Source organism: Saccharopolyspora erythraea NRRL 2338 (assembly GCF_000062885.1).
Classification (GTDB): Bacteria; Actinomycetota; Actinomycetes; order Mycobacteriales; family Pseudonocardiaceae; genus Saccharopolyspora_D; species Saccharopolyspora_D erythraea.
Genome location: NC_009142.1, coordinates 3,541,595 through 3,556,015 on the forward strand (window position 1 = coordinate 3,541,595; position 14,421 = coordinate 3,556,015).

Below are 14,421 nucleotides of genomic sequence, written 5' to 3' on the forward strand. Positions count from 1 at the left end.
GAAGACTCCTGAACGAACAGCGGCCGGTGCACCGGATTCGATCCGGTGCACCGGCCGCTGCCGCGTTCAGCGGGGTTGGGGACGGAAAACCTCAGGCTCGCGGCTATTGGGCGTGAGTGACGTGCGGGACCAGGTGTTCGGGCCGGGGGGAGCCTCGGGCTGTCGGCCCTTCGGCGAGGGGGTGTCGGGTTGCCGGCGCACTTCGATGAGGCCGGGGCGTTCGAGGGGCAGCCGCTGCCATGTTCGGTCGTAGTCCGGAGAACTGCGGCACAGCTCGACTCGGGGCACACCTTCACCAAGCTTGGGAATTCCGCCAGAGCAGCGAAACCGCCCGCTGTGAAGGCGCGAGGGAGCGGAACTCGGCTTGGTAGCGGGGCATGGGCACGATCAGACCGGCACGTCAGTCGGCGCCTCAACCGTCGCCCGGAGAGGCCGGTGCGTCAGGTGTGGCTGCGGTCTCTTGCCGCTGTGACGCGTGGTCCTGGCGGGGGAGCAGGAGCGGTGTCGCCAGGATGAGCAGCCCGGCGACCGCGATCGCGGTGCGAGGGCTGGTGGTGCTCGCCAGCACGCCCCACAGGGCGGTCATGACCGCGATGGTGAGGTTGCCGGTGACCGACCAGGCGGACAGGGTGCGGGCGAGCCGGTCCGGCGCGATCTGCTCGAGGCGGTAGGTGGCGAAGATCGGGTTGAACACGCCCACACACGTGATCAGCGCGAGTTCGACAGCGATCACCAGGACGAGCCCGGTGGTGCCGGGGTGGACGAAGGCCAACCCGACCAGCCAGCACGCCCGCAGCGCTCCAGTGGTGAGCATCGTCCGGTGCCGCCCGAACCGCGCGACGAGAGGGTGGGCGAGGCGTGCACCGATGAGACCACCGATGCAGGGCACGCCGAACGCCAGGCCGTACTGCAGGGGCGTGAAACCGAGCCGGCCCAGCATGAGAACGGCGAGCAGCGGCGCGGTCGCCATGATCAGGCCATTGACCAAGATCGTGTTGAAGAACAGCGGGCGCAGCGCCGGGTGGGCCAGGATGTAGCGCCATCCTTCGAGAACGTCGCGGGGACGCAGCCGTGATGTCCCGGTTCGCGCGGGGTGCGGCTCCCCGCCACCGATCGCGCGGATTGCCGATGCCGAAAGCAGGTAGCTGACCGCATCGGCCACCACGGTCGTCACCGGGCCGAACAACCCGATCGCGGCCCCGCCCAGCGGTGGGCCGAGCGCGGTCGCGGTCCAGGCGGTGGACTCGAACCTCCCGTTCGCGACGAGCAGGTCCTCCCGCCGCACGAGCGCTTTCAGGCACGCTCCGCTCGCCGCCCGGAAAGCGATGTCGGCCGCGGCGACGGCGACCGACACCACCAGGAGCTGCGCGAAGCTGAGCAGGCCCAGCGCGAAGGCCGCGGGCACGCTCATCACCGCCGCGAACCGGATCAGGTCCGCCGCGATCATCACCGGGCGCTTGCGGCGGAACTCCACCCACGGGCCGAGCGGCACCGCCACCACCGCGCCGACCGCCATCCCCGCCGCCGCCAGCGCCGACACCTCCGCCGGCCCGGCGTGCAGCACCAGGACCGCGATCAGGGGGAATGCGTCGAACGCGAACCGCGTGCCGAACGTGCTGACCGCGTAGGCCGCCCAGAGCCACCCGAACCGCCGCCCCAGCGACCGCCTGCCCACCATCCCCGCGCCCCCTCGCCGACTCGCGTACGTGGCATTCGACCAGCGACACCGAAGCGAGCGGCGAGGAGGGTGGAGTCACCCCGGCCCGCGAGCCAAAGCAAAGCACAACCCGTGAGTCTTTTGGGCCGCTATGGCAACCACAGAAGACTCACGGGTGCGTCCGCCCTTCGCTTCAGCCGGCGGGGACCAGTGCCGGGGCGAAGCCGATCGGGAGTTCCGGGCGCAGGTCCAGGTCGGCCCCGGTGACCGGTGACGTGGTGCTGATCAGGATGTTGTAGTGGTTGGGGAAGTGGCACGCGTCGAAGCCGAGCACGGTGCCGACGACGGTGTCGCCCACCCAGAACTGGTCGCCGCGGTCGATCACCCCGGCGCAGGCGATCTCGGCGAACCCGAGGAAGCCGACCCGGTCGATGCGGGCGCCGGGCGCGGTCTCGCGGTGGTCGGTCGTGACCAACTCGTGCACCTCGCCGCGACGCATGCACCGGCTGGCGTGCGGTTCGAGCGACATCCCGCGGTCGTCGCGCCGGTGCAGCAGCACCTTGACGAGCGTTCCGCGTACCGCGCGCTTCGCGCCGTCCTCGTCGTGGTTCATGATCCCTCCAGGTCCGTCAGTGCGGTGCTCGGCCGTTCGGCGCGGTATGCGGCTTCGACCAGCTCCAGTGCCGCGAGGCCGCCGTCGCCGGTGCGGGGTGCCGCGAGGGCGTCGGTGAAGTCGTCGAGGATGCCCGCGTACTCGTGCCAGAGCGAGGACTTGAACTCGGGGTGGCCTTCCAGCATGTCGGCGCGCAGCGTCGAACCGTCGTCCAGGACGAGTTCGACGTCCTTGGTCTCCCCCGGGTGCGACCAGTCGAGTTCGACCACCGCATCGACGCCGGTGCCGGAGCGCAGCGCGATGCGCGCCTGCCGGTCGGTACCGGTCCCGTCGCGGGTGATCTCCGATTCGACCACCTCGGCGTCGCCGAGGAACAGGCGGACGAGGTCGAACGCGTTGGGACCGTTGTCGGCAACGCAGCCGCCGCCGCAGCGCGCGGCGTCGAGGTACCAGGTGTCCTGCCCGATGTGCTCCTCGATGAGTTCGAGGTAGCGCACCGTCATCGACCGGATCGGCGTCCCCGTGGCGCGTTGGCGGGCGAGCAGGGCCCGCACGTTGCGGTTGTAGCGGCGGTGGAAGGCGGTGAGGAGCGCGACCTCGCGCATGCGCGCGAGCGCGTCCAGCTCCCGTCCTTCGGCGGCGGAGAGCGTCAGCGGCTTCTCCACGCACACCGCGAGTCCGGCCAGCAGCGCGTCCCGGCAGATCGCACCGTGCGCGTCGTTGGGCACGGTGACCACCACCGCGTCGAGCTGGGCCTGCGCCATCATCGTGCGGTGGTCCGCGTAGCACGCGACGGTCCCGCGGTGCGGATCGAGCGCGGCGTCCCGGACATCGCACACCGCCGCGAGCTCCCACGCGCGGGACGACTCGATGGCGGCCAGGTAGAACCTGGAGATCACGCCCAGGCCGACGACCGCGATGCGCCTGGCGGTCATCGGTGCTCACCGGCCGGTTCGGCACCGAGCCCGAGCCGGACGAGATCGGCGTGCAGACCGGCCGGAACCGGCACGCCCTCGCGCAGGCGGCTCTGCGCGCGCTCGGCCTCCCACCAGCCCGGATACCGCACGTCGGCGTGTCCGGGTGCGGGTGGGCAGGCGTTGATCGTCTCGAACAGCGCCCTGGCGGCGCCGGCGAAGTCGCGGTCCGGGCGCAGCAGCCGCGGTGCGATGGCGATGGCGGAGAAGCCGATGTCGTCGTCGCGACCGTGCGGACGCCCGTCGCCGTCGAGCGCCTCGGGTGCCGGGCCGAGTCCGGCGCCGGGCAGCAGCGCGCCGAGCAGCTCGACCACCAGACCCAAGCCGAAACCCTTGTACGCGCCGGTGTCCTGGTCGCCGCCGAGCCAGTTGAGGTACGCCTCGCCGCGGTCGAAGGCGGCCGGATCGGTCACCGCCGCGCCGGAGGAGTCCACCAGCCAGCCCGGCGGGACCGGCTCGCCACGTGCCGCGGCGGTGCGGACCCGCCCGGTGGGCACCACCGTCGTGCTCATGTCGAGCACGAACGGATGCCCGGGCAGCGCCGGGGCGGCGACGCTGAGCGGGTTGGTGCCGAGCATGGCCGGCGTCCCGCCCGGCGGCCGGGCGATGCGCTGACCGCCGCAGTTGCCCGCCAGCACACCGATCACGCCGCGTTCGGCCGCCCGCGCGGTGTGGAAACCGGCGCAACCGAAGTGCGTGGCGTCGCGCACCGTGACCAGCCCGATCCCGTGCTGGGCGGCCCGGTCGGCCGCCGAGTCCATCGCTTCGGCCGCCGACCAGAGCCCGAGCGCGCGGCGCGAGTCGACCACCGCGCACGCGCCGAGGTCGGTCAGCACGCGCGGTTGCGCGGCGGGGTCCACCCTGCCGCTGTCGAACAGCGGCAGGTACAGGCGGGTCAGGTTGAACAGGCCGTGCGCCTCCAGGCCGGTGAGGTCGCCGTAGCAGAGCGCGCTCGCCGCCGTGTGCGCCCGGTCGGCCGGGACGCCCCTCTCGGCGAACAGCCGGGTGGTGAACGAGAGCAGGTCGGCGTAGTCCACCCGCACCACGCCGTTCCGGCGTGCCGCGGGCACTTCGTGCAGCGTCATGGGCGGTTTCCGTTCGGTTGGTCCTTGCAGTCCTTCACGAAGTCGATGAGCACGTCGGCGACGGCCGACGCGAACTCCTCCAGTTCGGCCAGCTCGGCGAACTCGCCTTCGGCGTGGGCGTTGTTGCGGTCGAGGGATCCCGGCCCCAGCACCGCGGTGGCGGTGCCGGGCACGCCGTCCATCCAGATGGCGTCGCAGGTGAAAGCGGGTTCGTCGTCGGGCCATCGGCGCAGCCCGGACCGTTCGAGGAGCTCGGCGGCCCACGGCTCGGTGCCGCGCAGGCACGGGAGGCCGCGCTTGTGCCATTCCAGAGTGGTGATGGCCGCGCAGTCGGCCGCGGTGCGACCGAACTCCCTGCTGCCGGCGAAGCGCGTCGCGAAGGAGTGCAGGCCGCTCCGCAGTGCCTCGGCGACCGCCTGTTCCAGCTCGGCGCCTTCGGACGACGTCGCGTACGACAGGTTGAGCAGCAACCGTCCCGAGCCGTAGACGCGGTTGTGCATGTCGCCGGTGTGCAGCCCGGCGACGCACACCCGTCCCGGCCGCGTGCCGGAGTCGAGCTCGGCGGCGAGGTGCTGTGCCAGGAACCCGAGGAGGACGGTCGCGTTGTGCCCGGTGTCGGGCCGGTCGTCGATGGCGCCCTCCCCGTCGACGCGCACGCAGGCGGTCATCGCGGCCGTGGACCGGGTCAGGTAGCGCAGCCCGGTCGGCTCGCAGAAGACGTTGAGCCGGCCCACGAATCCGGACTCGACCAGCGGGCGGGTGCCGAAGGTGCCCATCGCGCCGCCCTCTTCTCCCGACACGACCTGCACCAGCACCGCGATGTCGCGGCCCACAGCGACTTCCCGCGCCATCGCGGCCCTGATGCCCGAGAGCAGAGCCACGGCGGGCCCCTTCGCGTCGATGGCGCCGCGCCCGGTGAAGCGGGAACCGTTGAACGACACGGGTTCCATCCCGGAGACGGTGTCCAGGTGCACGTTGAACATCACCGTTCGCTCCACCGGCAGCGCCGCGCCGAGCCGCATCACCAGGCTCGGCTGCTGGGACAGGAAAGACGGGTCGCGCGCGGCGTCGCGGACGGTCAGCGGCACGTCGGGACGCGTCACCGCCGCGAGCGGAGGGCTCGCGTGGCGCACCCGGCGCAGGCCGATGGCCTCGGCCGCACGGGCGTACTCGTCCTGCGCCAGCCACATCCGGGTCTGCTCGGCGACGGAGGCGGCCTCCAGCGGACCGACCGTGCACGTCGAGAGCAGGTTCAGCAGCAGCTTGCGGTCGGACTCGGCCAGCAGGCCCGCCACTACGCCACCCCCGGACCGCGCGACTGCGCCGCGGAAGTCGTCGTCTGCTGGACGAGCTGCCGGAGCCGCTGCCCGGCACGCACGAACAGCTCCGCGGAGTCGCCGTGGGCCCGCAGCCCTTCGTGGGGCCTCGTGGCCAGATGCGGTTCCAGCGAGAGCCACCCGGTGTAGCCTGCGTCGCCGAGCATCCGCAGGCATTCGGCGACGCCCGCGTGGCCCTCGCCGGGCAGCGTGTACCCGACCCCGTTCGGCGTCGCCACGGCGTCCTTGACGTGGACGTGCGCGACGTGCGGCAGGACGCGGCCGAGCATCGTGACGGCGTCGTAGCCGTGGGCGACTCCGTTGCCCGTGTCGAAGAGCAGCCGCAGCGCCGGGCTGCCGACCTCGTCGAGCAACCGCAACATCCGGTCGGCGTCGGTACCGGCCCAGCCTGAGCAGTTCTCGTGCAGCAGCACCAGACCGGCCTGTTCCGCGCGTTCGGCCAGACGCCGGATCCGGGTGATGACCCGGTACGCCCAGTCCTGCTCGTCGAGTTCGCCGCCGGGGTAGGACATGATGCGGATGAACCGGGTTCCCAGCGCCGCGCACTGCGCGGTGAGCACGTCGAGCTCGGCCAGGTCGTGATGGAAGGAACCCGTGATCGGGCGGGCCCAGTTGCCGATCCGCGAAGCCAGGCACACCACTTCGAGCCCGGCCTCGCGCACGGCGTCGCGCACCGCCTCGAACCCGCGCGGGTCCAGGTCGGCCATCGCGACACCGTCCACTGTGCGCAGTTCGATCGCACGCCAGTCGAGGCGCCGCAGCGCCGATATCTGCCCCGCGAGACCGACGTCGGCCTCGTCGCCGATTCCGGTGAGCGCGAACGCGTTGTGCGGATGGGGTTTCACGTCGAGATCTCCTCCGAGGTCGAGCCGCGAGCGGTCTCCTTGGCTTCGCACATCAGCCGGATCGCCTCGCTGTGGAGCTGGAAACCGGCCTCGGCCGAGGGTTCGCCGGACTGGAAGGCCCGGTACGTCGCGACGACGAACGCGGTCAGCGCGTCGTCCCGGAACACGTGGTGCGCGCGCCGCGGACCGTCGACGGTCAGCTGCGCGTGGTCGTCGTTCTCGCTCAGCGGGTAGTGCCCGGTGGCCGAACCGCGCTCGAACTCCAGCCGCACCCTGCGCTGCTGCACCGGCGAGGTGAGGTCGGAGAAGATCTCGCTGAGGACCCCGGACTCGTGCCCGAGGGCGAGACGTGCGCTGCCCATCCCGGGCAGCACGACGTCGTCGCCGACCCGCATGTCGGTCCGCTCGGCCGAGAGCAGCCGGGCCGGTCCGGCGAGGCAGAGCACGACGCCGAGCGAGTGCGGCACCTCCACGTCGAAGGCGGTGGGGTGCCCGTTGGTGCTCAACGAACGGGAGAAGCGGGGCTTGTGCTGGGTGAAGGTGATCGCGCGCAGCGCTCCGAACGGCTGCTCCCGCACCAGCTCGGCCAGCCGGCGGGTCAGCTCGGAGGCCAGCCAGTGCGCGACCACCACCACTTCCAGCCCCAGCTCGCGCCGCAACCGGTCGATGCGCAGCAGTTCGTCCAGGCCGGTCGCCAGCGGTTTCTCCACCACGAGCTTGCGGACCCCGAGCGCGCCCAGCTGCCTGATGACCTCCAGCCGCGCGACGGGAGGCGTGCAGACGTGGGCCACAGTGGACTCCGGATCGGTGGTGGCCACCGCCGCGGCGAGGGAGTCCCGCACGCTCAGGCCCGGCACGCGCTGCCCGGCTTCCTGGCGCGGATCCCAGGCGGGTACCGGGCCCGGGGCGATGAGCCCCTGCTCGCACGACCGGGCGCGGGCGAGCACGCGCAGGTGCAGGCCGACCCCGGCGCGGCCGAGTCCGACCACGAGTGGTTGCAGCATCGTTCTCCGTAGACGTCGGCGTCGATTCGGGTGGAAGGAGAAAAGGTGCGCCCGGCCGTGTCGTGGCGGAAGCCGGGAACGCGGTTCGCGGACGCGGCGAGGCGGTCCGGCCGGACACCATAGCGAGTGTTTTCCGAGGCGCCGCAACCGACTCCGGAACCAACGGCCGATCCTCACCGCAACGGGTGAAAAACTCCGTTGTGAGGGAACTTTGCTTTTCAGCCGAACCGCGCGTCCGCTAGCTTCGTCGGCGAAGATCAGCTACTGGGTGTGGAGAGTGGTCGAATTGTCCCGCTGGTTTCGCGGGCAGGACCCTGCTGGGTCGGACACCGAGGACGCGGAGGTCGATGACCCGGGATCGGCGGCCACCGCTGTGCGGGCACTGGAACCGGTTCCCTTCTTCTCGCAGGCCGCGTCGTTCGAGAGCGCGTGGGCGCTGATCCGGGAGCGGATCGGCGCGGTTTTCGACAACGGGAAATTCTCGCACGGCGCGCAGGTCGCGGAATTCGAGGAAGCGCTGGCTGCATATACCGGCGCTCGATACGCCATCGGGGTCAACAGCGGTACCGACGCGCTGGTGCTCCTGCTGCGCGCCTGCGGGCTGCGGCCCGGCGACGAGGTGGTGGTGCCCGCCTTCTCGTTCGTGGCGACCGCGTCGTCGGTCGTGCTCGCCGGAGGCAGACCGCGGTTCGCCGACATCGATCCGGCCACCTACGCCCTGGACCCCGCCGAGGTCGACAGGAGGGCAGGCCCGGACAGCCGTTTCGTGCTGCCTTCGCACCTGTTCTGGCAGATGGCGGACATGACGGGACTGGCCGAAGCCGCCGCCGCGCACGACCTGACCGTCGTCGAGGACAGCGCCGAGGGCATCGGCATGCGCCAGGGCGGGGTGCACGCGGGCCTGCACGGCGCGGGCGGCGTGCTGTCGTTCTTCCCGAGCAAGACGCTCGGCGCGATCGGCGACGCCGGCGCGGTGCTCACCGACGACCCCGAGGTCGCCGAACTGGTCTCCGGACTCCGCCACCACGGGCGGCTCGGCCGGACGCTGGACAATTTCCCCGGGATTTCCACCGAGACCGCGCTGCCGGGGATGAACAGCAAGATGGACGACATCCAGGCCGCGGTCCTGCTGGCCAAGATGACATTCCTCGACCGCGACATCGCGCGCCGGGCGATGCTGGCCGAGGCATATCGGCAGCGGTTGCGCGACATGCCGGGAATTGTGCGCATCCCCGAATCGGCCGAACGCGGACCGGGCTCGAACACCGTTTTCTACGTCTACCTGATCGAGGTGGAACGGCGTGACGAGCTGGTCGAGCACCTGACGTGGCGCGGAATAGGGACCGAGACCTACTACCCGGTCCCGCTGCACCTGCAACCCTGTTTCGCCGAGCTCGGCCATGCCGAGGGCGATTTCCCGCACGCGGAGGCCGCCTGTTCGCGCGCGGTGGCGCTGCCGCTCTACCCGGACCTCGGCGTGGACCAGGTCGACCGGGTGTGTGAAGCGATCGGCGAGTTCTGCACCGGGAGGAACGCGTGAATTCCGACGAGATTCCGTTCTTCCCGCCCGACCTGTTCGAGGGCGACCGCAAGGTGCTGCTCAACCTGGTCCGCGAGATCGGCACCTCCCGCGACCAGCGCTTCATCCTCGGCGACCGGACCAGGGCGTTCGAGGAGCAGCTCCGCGCGCAGCTCGGTGCTGCCGACGTCGTCGCGTGCGGCAGCGGCACCACGGCCCTCACGCTCGTGCTGCGGGCGATGGGCATCGGTGCGGGCGACGAGGTGGTCGTCCCGGCGTTCGGCTGCGCGCCGCTGGCGTCGTCGGTGGTGAGCGTGGGCGCCGAGCCGGTTTTCGCCGACATCGACCCCGACACGATGGTGCTGGACCCCGACCGCGCGGAGGAGGGGATCTCACCGCGCACCAGGGCGGTGATGCCCGCGCACATGTTCTCGGTGATGGCCGACATGCCGCGGTTCGCCGAGCTGGCCGACCGCGCCGGCCTGCGGCTGGTCGAGGACTCGGCCGTCGCGCAGGGCGCCGTGCTGCGCGGAGTCCCTGCGGGGCTGTGGGGCGAGGCGGGCGTGTTCTCCTTCGTGCAGGTCAAGTCCTTCGGCATGCCGGGGGAGGGCGGCGCGGTCGTCACCCGCGACGACGAGATCGCCCGCGTGGTGCGGATGCTGCGCAACCACGGTCAGGACGGCAGGCAGCGCTTCGTGCACCACCTCGTCGGCTACAACAGCAGGTTCGACGAGATCCAGGCCGCCTTCCAGTCCTACCGGCTCGCGGGCTTCGCCGCCCGGTTGGAGCGCCGCGCCCGCATCGCCGAGTACTACACCGAACGGTTCGCCCCGCTGGCCGACTCGGGCGTGGTGCCTCCTCCGCCCGGCCGCGAGGGGCGTTGCTACTACGTGTACTCGGTGCAGGCCGAGCGCCGCGACGAGCTGCGCGAACACCTCGCGTCGCTGGGCATCGCCTCCCACGTGTACTACCCGGCGCCGCTGCCGATGCAGCCCGCGTTCAGCCGGTACACCGCGGAGGGACAGCGGTGGCCGAACGCGGAACGGGCGAGTCGCCGAATCCTGGCGCTACCGGTCTACCCGCACCTGACCGACGCGCAGGTGGAGCGCATCGCCGACGCGGTGTGCGAGTTCGCGGGCGAGCGGTCGGAGGCGCACGCGTGGTTCACCGCCTCCGGGCCCGCGCCGGCCGGTGAGCTGGTCTCCGACCGCGAACCCGGCCACCGCGCCGGAAGCGCGTGGGACGACGAGGACGGCAACGGCGCCGAACCGCATCAAGAACAGGACTTCACCACCGACCCGGCGGTCGCCGAGGACTCCGGTGGTGACCGGACACGAGCAGACCAGAAGGAACCGAGCAGCAAATGACGAGCGGTACCCACGTCGCACGGCCGGACACGGCGGTGCGACCGGAGAGCAAGGTCCGGAGTTACGCCCGGCTGGGCAAGCTCGACGTGTACGACTACTACCTGAGCTTCCTGGTGGTGCTCTCGGCGCTGGTCCTGCCGGTCGGCGCGCTCGGTGCGGGCACCGCGGTGATGCTGCTGGTGTACCTGCTGGGCGCGGTCTTCACGATCGTGGCGATGGTGGCGTTCGACGATCTGACCGGTTACCGGGACGGCAGCGACATCAGGAACTACGGGCCGGACGCGCCGACCCGCAAGAAGCTGCGCAAGCCGTTGGTCGCGGGCACTCTGACCCCGCGTGAAGCACTGTGGTTCGGCTGGACCACCGCCGCCGTCGGCGGGGTGCTGTGGGTGGCGGCGGTCGCGCTGGCGCCCCATCGTCCGATGTGGACGATCATCACCATCGCGGCCACGTTCGTCATCTCCCTGCAGTACTCCTACGGCGTCAAGCTGAGCTACCACGGGTTCCAGGAGGTCTTCCTGGTCGCACTGGGCGCCTCGCTCGTGGTGTCGCCACTCGGGCTCGCCACCGGTGCGTTCTCCGGTTTCCTGCTCGTGCAGTCGGTGCTGTTCGGGCTCGGGCCGCTGATGTTCGGGGTGTACTCCAACACCAACGACGTCGAGGGCGACCGCAGCGTCGGACGGCCCACCGTCGCGTCGCTGGTCTCACCCAGGGGAAACGCGGTCTTCATCGGTGCGCTGTCGGCGGCCGAGTACCTGATCGCGCTGGTGGCGTCGGCGACGGGGATCGCGCCGTGGTGGTTCGCGGTGCTGATGCTGCCCGCGGCCGCGCTGCGCGCCCGGCAGTTCCAACTCGGCTTCGGCAAGGGCGACATCATGCGCGCTCGCAAGCTCGGCTTCGCCGTGCACCGCGTGACCGTCGTGCTGCTGGTGGTGGCCAACCTGCTGGCCGGGCTGGGAATCGCGGTATGACGCCGGATCTGGACGTGGCCGTGGTCGGTGCCGGCATCGCCGGGCTGACCGCAGCGCACGAACTGCAGCGGGCCGGGCTCGCCGTCCGGGTCTACGAGGCCGAGCCGCACGTCGGCGGCAGGATGGCGAGCTTCCGCTACGAGGGCTACACGATCGACCAGGGCGCCGAGCAGATCTCCCCGCACGGCTACCGCGCGACGTGGGAGCTGCTGCGCAGGCTGGGTGTGCCGCTCGACGACATCCCGTTGATCGGCAAGTCCATCGGCATGTGGCGCGACGGGCGCGCGCATCCCGGTGTCGCCGAACGCCGCGCGCTGCTGACCGGTGCCGGGCTGTCCCCGCGGGCCCGGCTGGACCTGGCGCGGTTCCTGGCCTGGGCGTCGCGGCGCAGGCGCGAGTTCGACCCGGACCACCCCGAGGCCACACCCGCGGGCGAGGCCACGGTCGCCGCGTTCGCCCGGCGCTACCACCCCGACCTGCACGACTACCTGTTCCAGCCGGTGGCGGGCAGCTTCTTCGGCTGGGACACCACGCGTTCGGCCGCGGCGTCGATGCTGAGCCTGCTGGTCGCGGTCGGCGACGCCGCGTCCTGGCGCACCTACCGGGACGGCATGGACACCCTCGCGCTGCGGCTGGCCCGCGAGCTCGACGTGGTGGTCGGGCGCATGGTCGGCGAGGTGGTCGCCGACCGCGACTCCGCCCGCCTGTCGGTCGGCGGCGAGGTGGTGACGGCGCGCACGGTGCTGCTGTGCGTACCCGCGCCGATCGCGGCGCGGCTGCACGCCAACCCGCCTGCCGCCGAGCTGGCGTTCCTGCGGGCCTGCACGTTCACCCCGGCGCTGAAGGTGAGCTGCCTGCTCGACCGCCCGCTCACACCGGAGTCGAGCAGGCCGCTGTACGTGCTGCTGACACCGGAGGCCGAGGACGACGTGCTCTCCGGCATCATCGTCGACCACGCCAAGCACCCCGGCCGGGCGCCGGCGGGCCGGGGACTGCTCAGCCTGATGGCCAATGCCAGGACCATCCCGTCGCTGCTGGAGGCACCGGAGCAGGAGGTCGTCGCGCGGCTCACCGCCGCCGTTCCGCGCTACCTGCCCGGGTTCGGGTCGGCCAACGTCGCCAACTTCGTCCACGGCTTCCGCTACGGGCTGCCCGAAGCCACTCCGGCGGCGCTGCGGGCGCGCGCCGGGTTCATGGCGCGGCCCGTCCGTCCGGTCGACTACGCCGGTGACTGGGTGATGCTGCGTCCCGCGAGCGAGGGAGCCGTGCGCGCGGGCGCGCTCGCGGCGTCCCGAACCCTCAGCAGGCTCGGCGCGTCGCGACCGGCCGCACGAACCGCCGCATAGACCGCGCACGTGGGTCGGTCCCGGAGAGGGACGGCGCCCGAGGTCGCGTCGACGACCCACTGCGCAGGCCACTTCCGAAGAACCCCAGGAGACGAGAGCGCGTGAAACCGCACGACATGGGTGTCCTGTTCGACGAGTGCGCGCAGCGCGGGACGGACACGAGGGTGCACCTGGACCGCCCCTTCGACATCGCCCCGGACGGCGGTCGCGACCACGACGTCGCGTCGCTGGCCGCGCTGGTCCGCGACGCCGCCGGCTGGCTCGCGGCGGCCGGGGCCCGGCGCGCCGACCGGATCGCGATCGTCAAGGCCGACCACTGGGACTACGACCTGCTCGCCTGCGCGGCGGTGCGGCTGGGCGCCGTCCCCGCGCAGCTGTCGGCGCACCTGCCCGGCGAGTCGCTGGGCGTGCTGCTCAAGCGCCTGCAGCCCGCGGTGCTGGTCACCGACGCCGCGATGCTCGAACGCTGCCGCGAGGAGGGTGTGGACATCGCCTCCTTCGCACGCGCGGTGCTGGCGCTGGGTGATCCGGTGGAAGGTGCGCTCGGGCCGCACGACGTGCTCGGTGCCGAACCTCCGGCTCCGCGCAGCCGGGACGACGGGGCACCCCTGGTGATCCACCACACCTCCGGCACGACCGGCGTGCCGAAGCTGGTGGTGCACTCGACCCGGACGATCATCGGCAAGCTGGCCCGCTTCGAGTCCAACCGGATACCGCGCATCGGGCTGCGCACCGACGACACCGTCCTCAACGCGAACACGTTCGCCCACGGGCGGACCTTCTGCTGGACGGCCAGCGCGATGTGCCTGGCGCCCGAGCGCATCACCATCCTCACCGACCACGACCCCGATCGCGCCGACCCGGTGCTGCGCGCGCATCCGCCGACGGTCGTGGAGGCGCTGCCTGCCACCTACGTCCGGCTCCAGCGGCTGACCGAGCGGCTGGACAACCCGTTCCGCCGGGTCCGGCTGTTCGTCAGCACCTACGACGCGATGCACCCGCCGGCGATCCGCGCCTACCTCGCCGCCAGCCGCCACCGCAGTCCGCTGTGGATGCAGGGGTGGGGGCAGACCGAGACCGGACCGCTCACCTTCCGCTTCCACACCCGCGGCTCGATGGTGTCGAAGTACAGCCGCAAGCCGGGCACCCGCAACCTCGGGCGGCCGGTTCCGTTCAAGACCGGCATCAAGGTGGTCGACCCGGACACCTTCGCACCGGTCCGGCGCGGCCGGCCGGGCCTGGTGTTCACCCGGACCGAGGCGCTGTGCCTGGGATATCTCGGGGAGATGCGGCGCTGGTCGGCCAAGCGCGTCGGGGACTGGTGGAACACCGGCGACATCGGGGTGCGCAACCGCGACGGCAGCGTGCTCCTGCTGGACCGCGAGGTCGACCGGGCCGACGGGATGAGCTGCCTGGAGATCGAGGACATCCTCGACGACCGGCTGCGGGAGGTGCAGGAGTGCGTGGTCCTGGCCTGCCGGGACCGTCCGCCGCTGCCGGTCGCGGTGACCGAGGACGGCGCGCTCGACCGGGCGGCCTGGCAGCGCGCGGTCCGCGATCTGCCGCGAATGCAGGACCCGGTTCCGCTGACCTGGCAGCAGGTGCCGCGGACCGGCACCGGCAAGGTCCGCAGGCTCGACCTGCTGGAGCAGCTCACCGGGCGCACCGACACCTACGGCTCGGGCCGCTGGACGTAGGCGCGC

The 14,421-nt window shown here is 72.0% G+C and carries 12 protein-coding genes; 5 read left to right on the forward strand and 7 right to left on the reverse strand.

Annotated features, from left to right (window positions below; all coding sequences use genetic code 11):
• Window positions 1–412: 412 nt before the first annotated feature.
• The 7 genes from SACE_RS15525 to SACE_RS15555 all read right to left on the reverse strand — a co-directional run bounded on the left by SACE_RS15525 (window position 413) and on the right by SACE_RS15555 (window position 7,515).
• Window positions 413–1,678: an MFS transporter gene (locus tag SACE_RS15525; protein WP_009945617.1), complete on the reverse strand. Its 1,266-nt coding sequence runs from the start codon at window positions 1,676–1,678 to the stop codon at window positions 413–415.
• A gap of 172 nt (window positions 1,679–1,850) precedes the next feature.
• Window positions 1,851–2,270: a DUF6917 domain-containing protein gene (locus SACE_RS15530; protein WP_009945616.1), complete on the reverse strand. Its 420-nt coding sequence runs from the start codon at window positions 2,268–2,270 to the stop codon at window positions 1,851–1,853.
• The gene (locus SACE_RS15535) at window positions 2,267–3,205 is read right to left on the reverse strand and encodes a Gfo/Idh/MocA family protein (protein WP_009945615.1); all 939 of its coding nucleotides are present in this window, start codon (window positions 3,203–3,205) and stop codon (window positions 2,267–2,269) included. The genes SACE_RS15530 and SACE_RS15535 overlap by 4 nt, the downstream gene beginning before the upstream one ends.
• Window positions 3,202–4,329 carry an Ldh family oxidoreductase gene (locus tag SACE_RS15540; RefSeq protein ID WP_009945613.1) on the reverse strand — a complete coding sequence of 376 codons (1,128 nt, stop codon included), beginning with the start codon at window positions 4,327–4,329 and terminating at the stop codon, window positions 3,202–3,204. The genes SACE_RS15535 and SACE_RS15540 overlap by 4 nt, the downstream gene beginning before the upstream one ends.
• Window positions 4,326–5,624: a M20/M25/M40 family metallo-hydrolase gene (locus SACE_RS15545; protein ID WP_009945612.1), complete on the reverse strand. Its 1,299-nt coding sequence runs from the start codon at window positions 5,622–5,624 to the stop codon at window positions 4,326–4,328. The genes SACE_RS15540 and SACE_RS15545 overlap by 4 nt, the downstream gene beginning before the upstream one ends.
• A complete protein-coding gene (locus SACE_RS15550; RefSeq protein ID WP_009945610.1) occupies window positions 5,624–6,511 on the reverse strand; it encodes a sugar phosphate isomerase/epimerase family protein in 888 nt (295 codons plus the stop codon). Before SACE_RS15550 ends, SACE_RS15545 begins: the two co-directional genes overlap by 1 nt.
• Window positions 6,508–7,515, reverse strand: a complete 1,008-nt coding sequence (locus SACE_RS15555) for a Gfo/Idh/MocA family oxidoreductase (RefSeq protein WP_009945609.1) — start codon at window positions 7,513–7,515, stop codon at window positions 6,508–6,510. The genes SACE_RS15550 and SACE_RS15555 overlap by 4 nt, the downstream gene beginning before the upstream one ends.
• Window positions 7,516–7,888: 373 nt before the next feature.
• Between SACE_RS15555 and SACE_RS15560 the strand changes: the two genes are divergently transcribed.
• The 5 genes from SACE_RS15560 to SACE_RS15580 all read left to right on the forward strand — a co-directional run bounded on the left by SACE_RS15560 (window position 7,889) and on the right by SACE_RS15580 (window position 14,415).
• The gene (locus tag SACE_RS15560; RefSeq protein WP_011873961.1) at window positions 7,889–9,055 is read left to right on the forward strand and encodes a DegT/DnrJ/EryC1/StrS family aminotransferase; all 1,167 of its coding nucleotides are present in this window, start codon (window positions 7,889–7,891) and stop codon (window positions 9,053–9,055) included.
• Entirely contained in the window at window positions 9,052–10,401 is a 1,350-nt protein-coding gene (locus SACE_RS15565) for a DegT/DnrJ/EryC1/StrS family aminotransferase (protein WP_009945606.1), read from the forward strand. The genes SACE_RS15560 and SACE_RS15565 overlap by 4 nt, the downstream gene beginning before the upstream one ends.
• Window positions 10,398–11,372 (forward strand): UbiA family prenyltransferase, encoded by a 975-nt coding sequence (locus tag SACE_RS15570; protein WP_009945605.1) that lies wholly within the window; start codon window positions 10,398–10,400, stop codon window positions 11,370–11,372. Before SACE_RS15565 ends, SACE_RS15570 begins: the two co-directional genes overlap by 4 nt.
• On the forward strand, window positions 11,369–12,718 hold the full coding sequence (locus tag SACE_RS15575) for a protoporphyrinogen/coproporphyrinogen oxidase (RefSeq protein WP_009945604.1): 1,350 nt from the start codon (window positions 11,369–11,371) through the stop codon (window positions 12,716–12,718). The genes SACE_RS15570 and SACE_RS15575 overlap by 4 nt, the downstream gene beginning before the upstream one ends.
• Window positions 12,719–12,834: 116 nt before the next feature.
• Window positions 12,835–14,415 (forward strand): AMP-binding protein, encoded by a 1,581-nt coding sequence (locus SACE_RS15580; RefSeq protein ID WP_011873962.1) that lies wholly within the window; start codon window positions 12,835–12,837, stop codon window positions 14,413–14,415.
• Window positions 14,416–14,421: the final 6 nt, after the last annotated feature.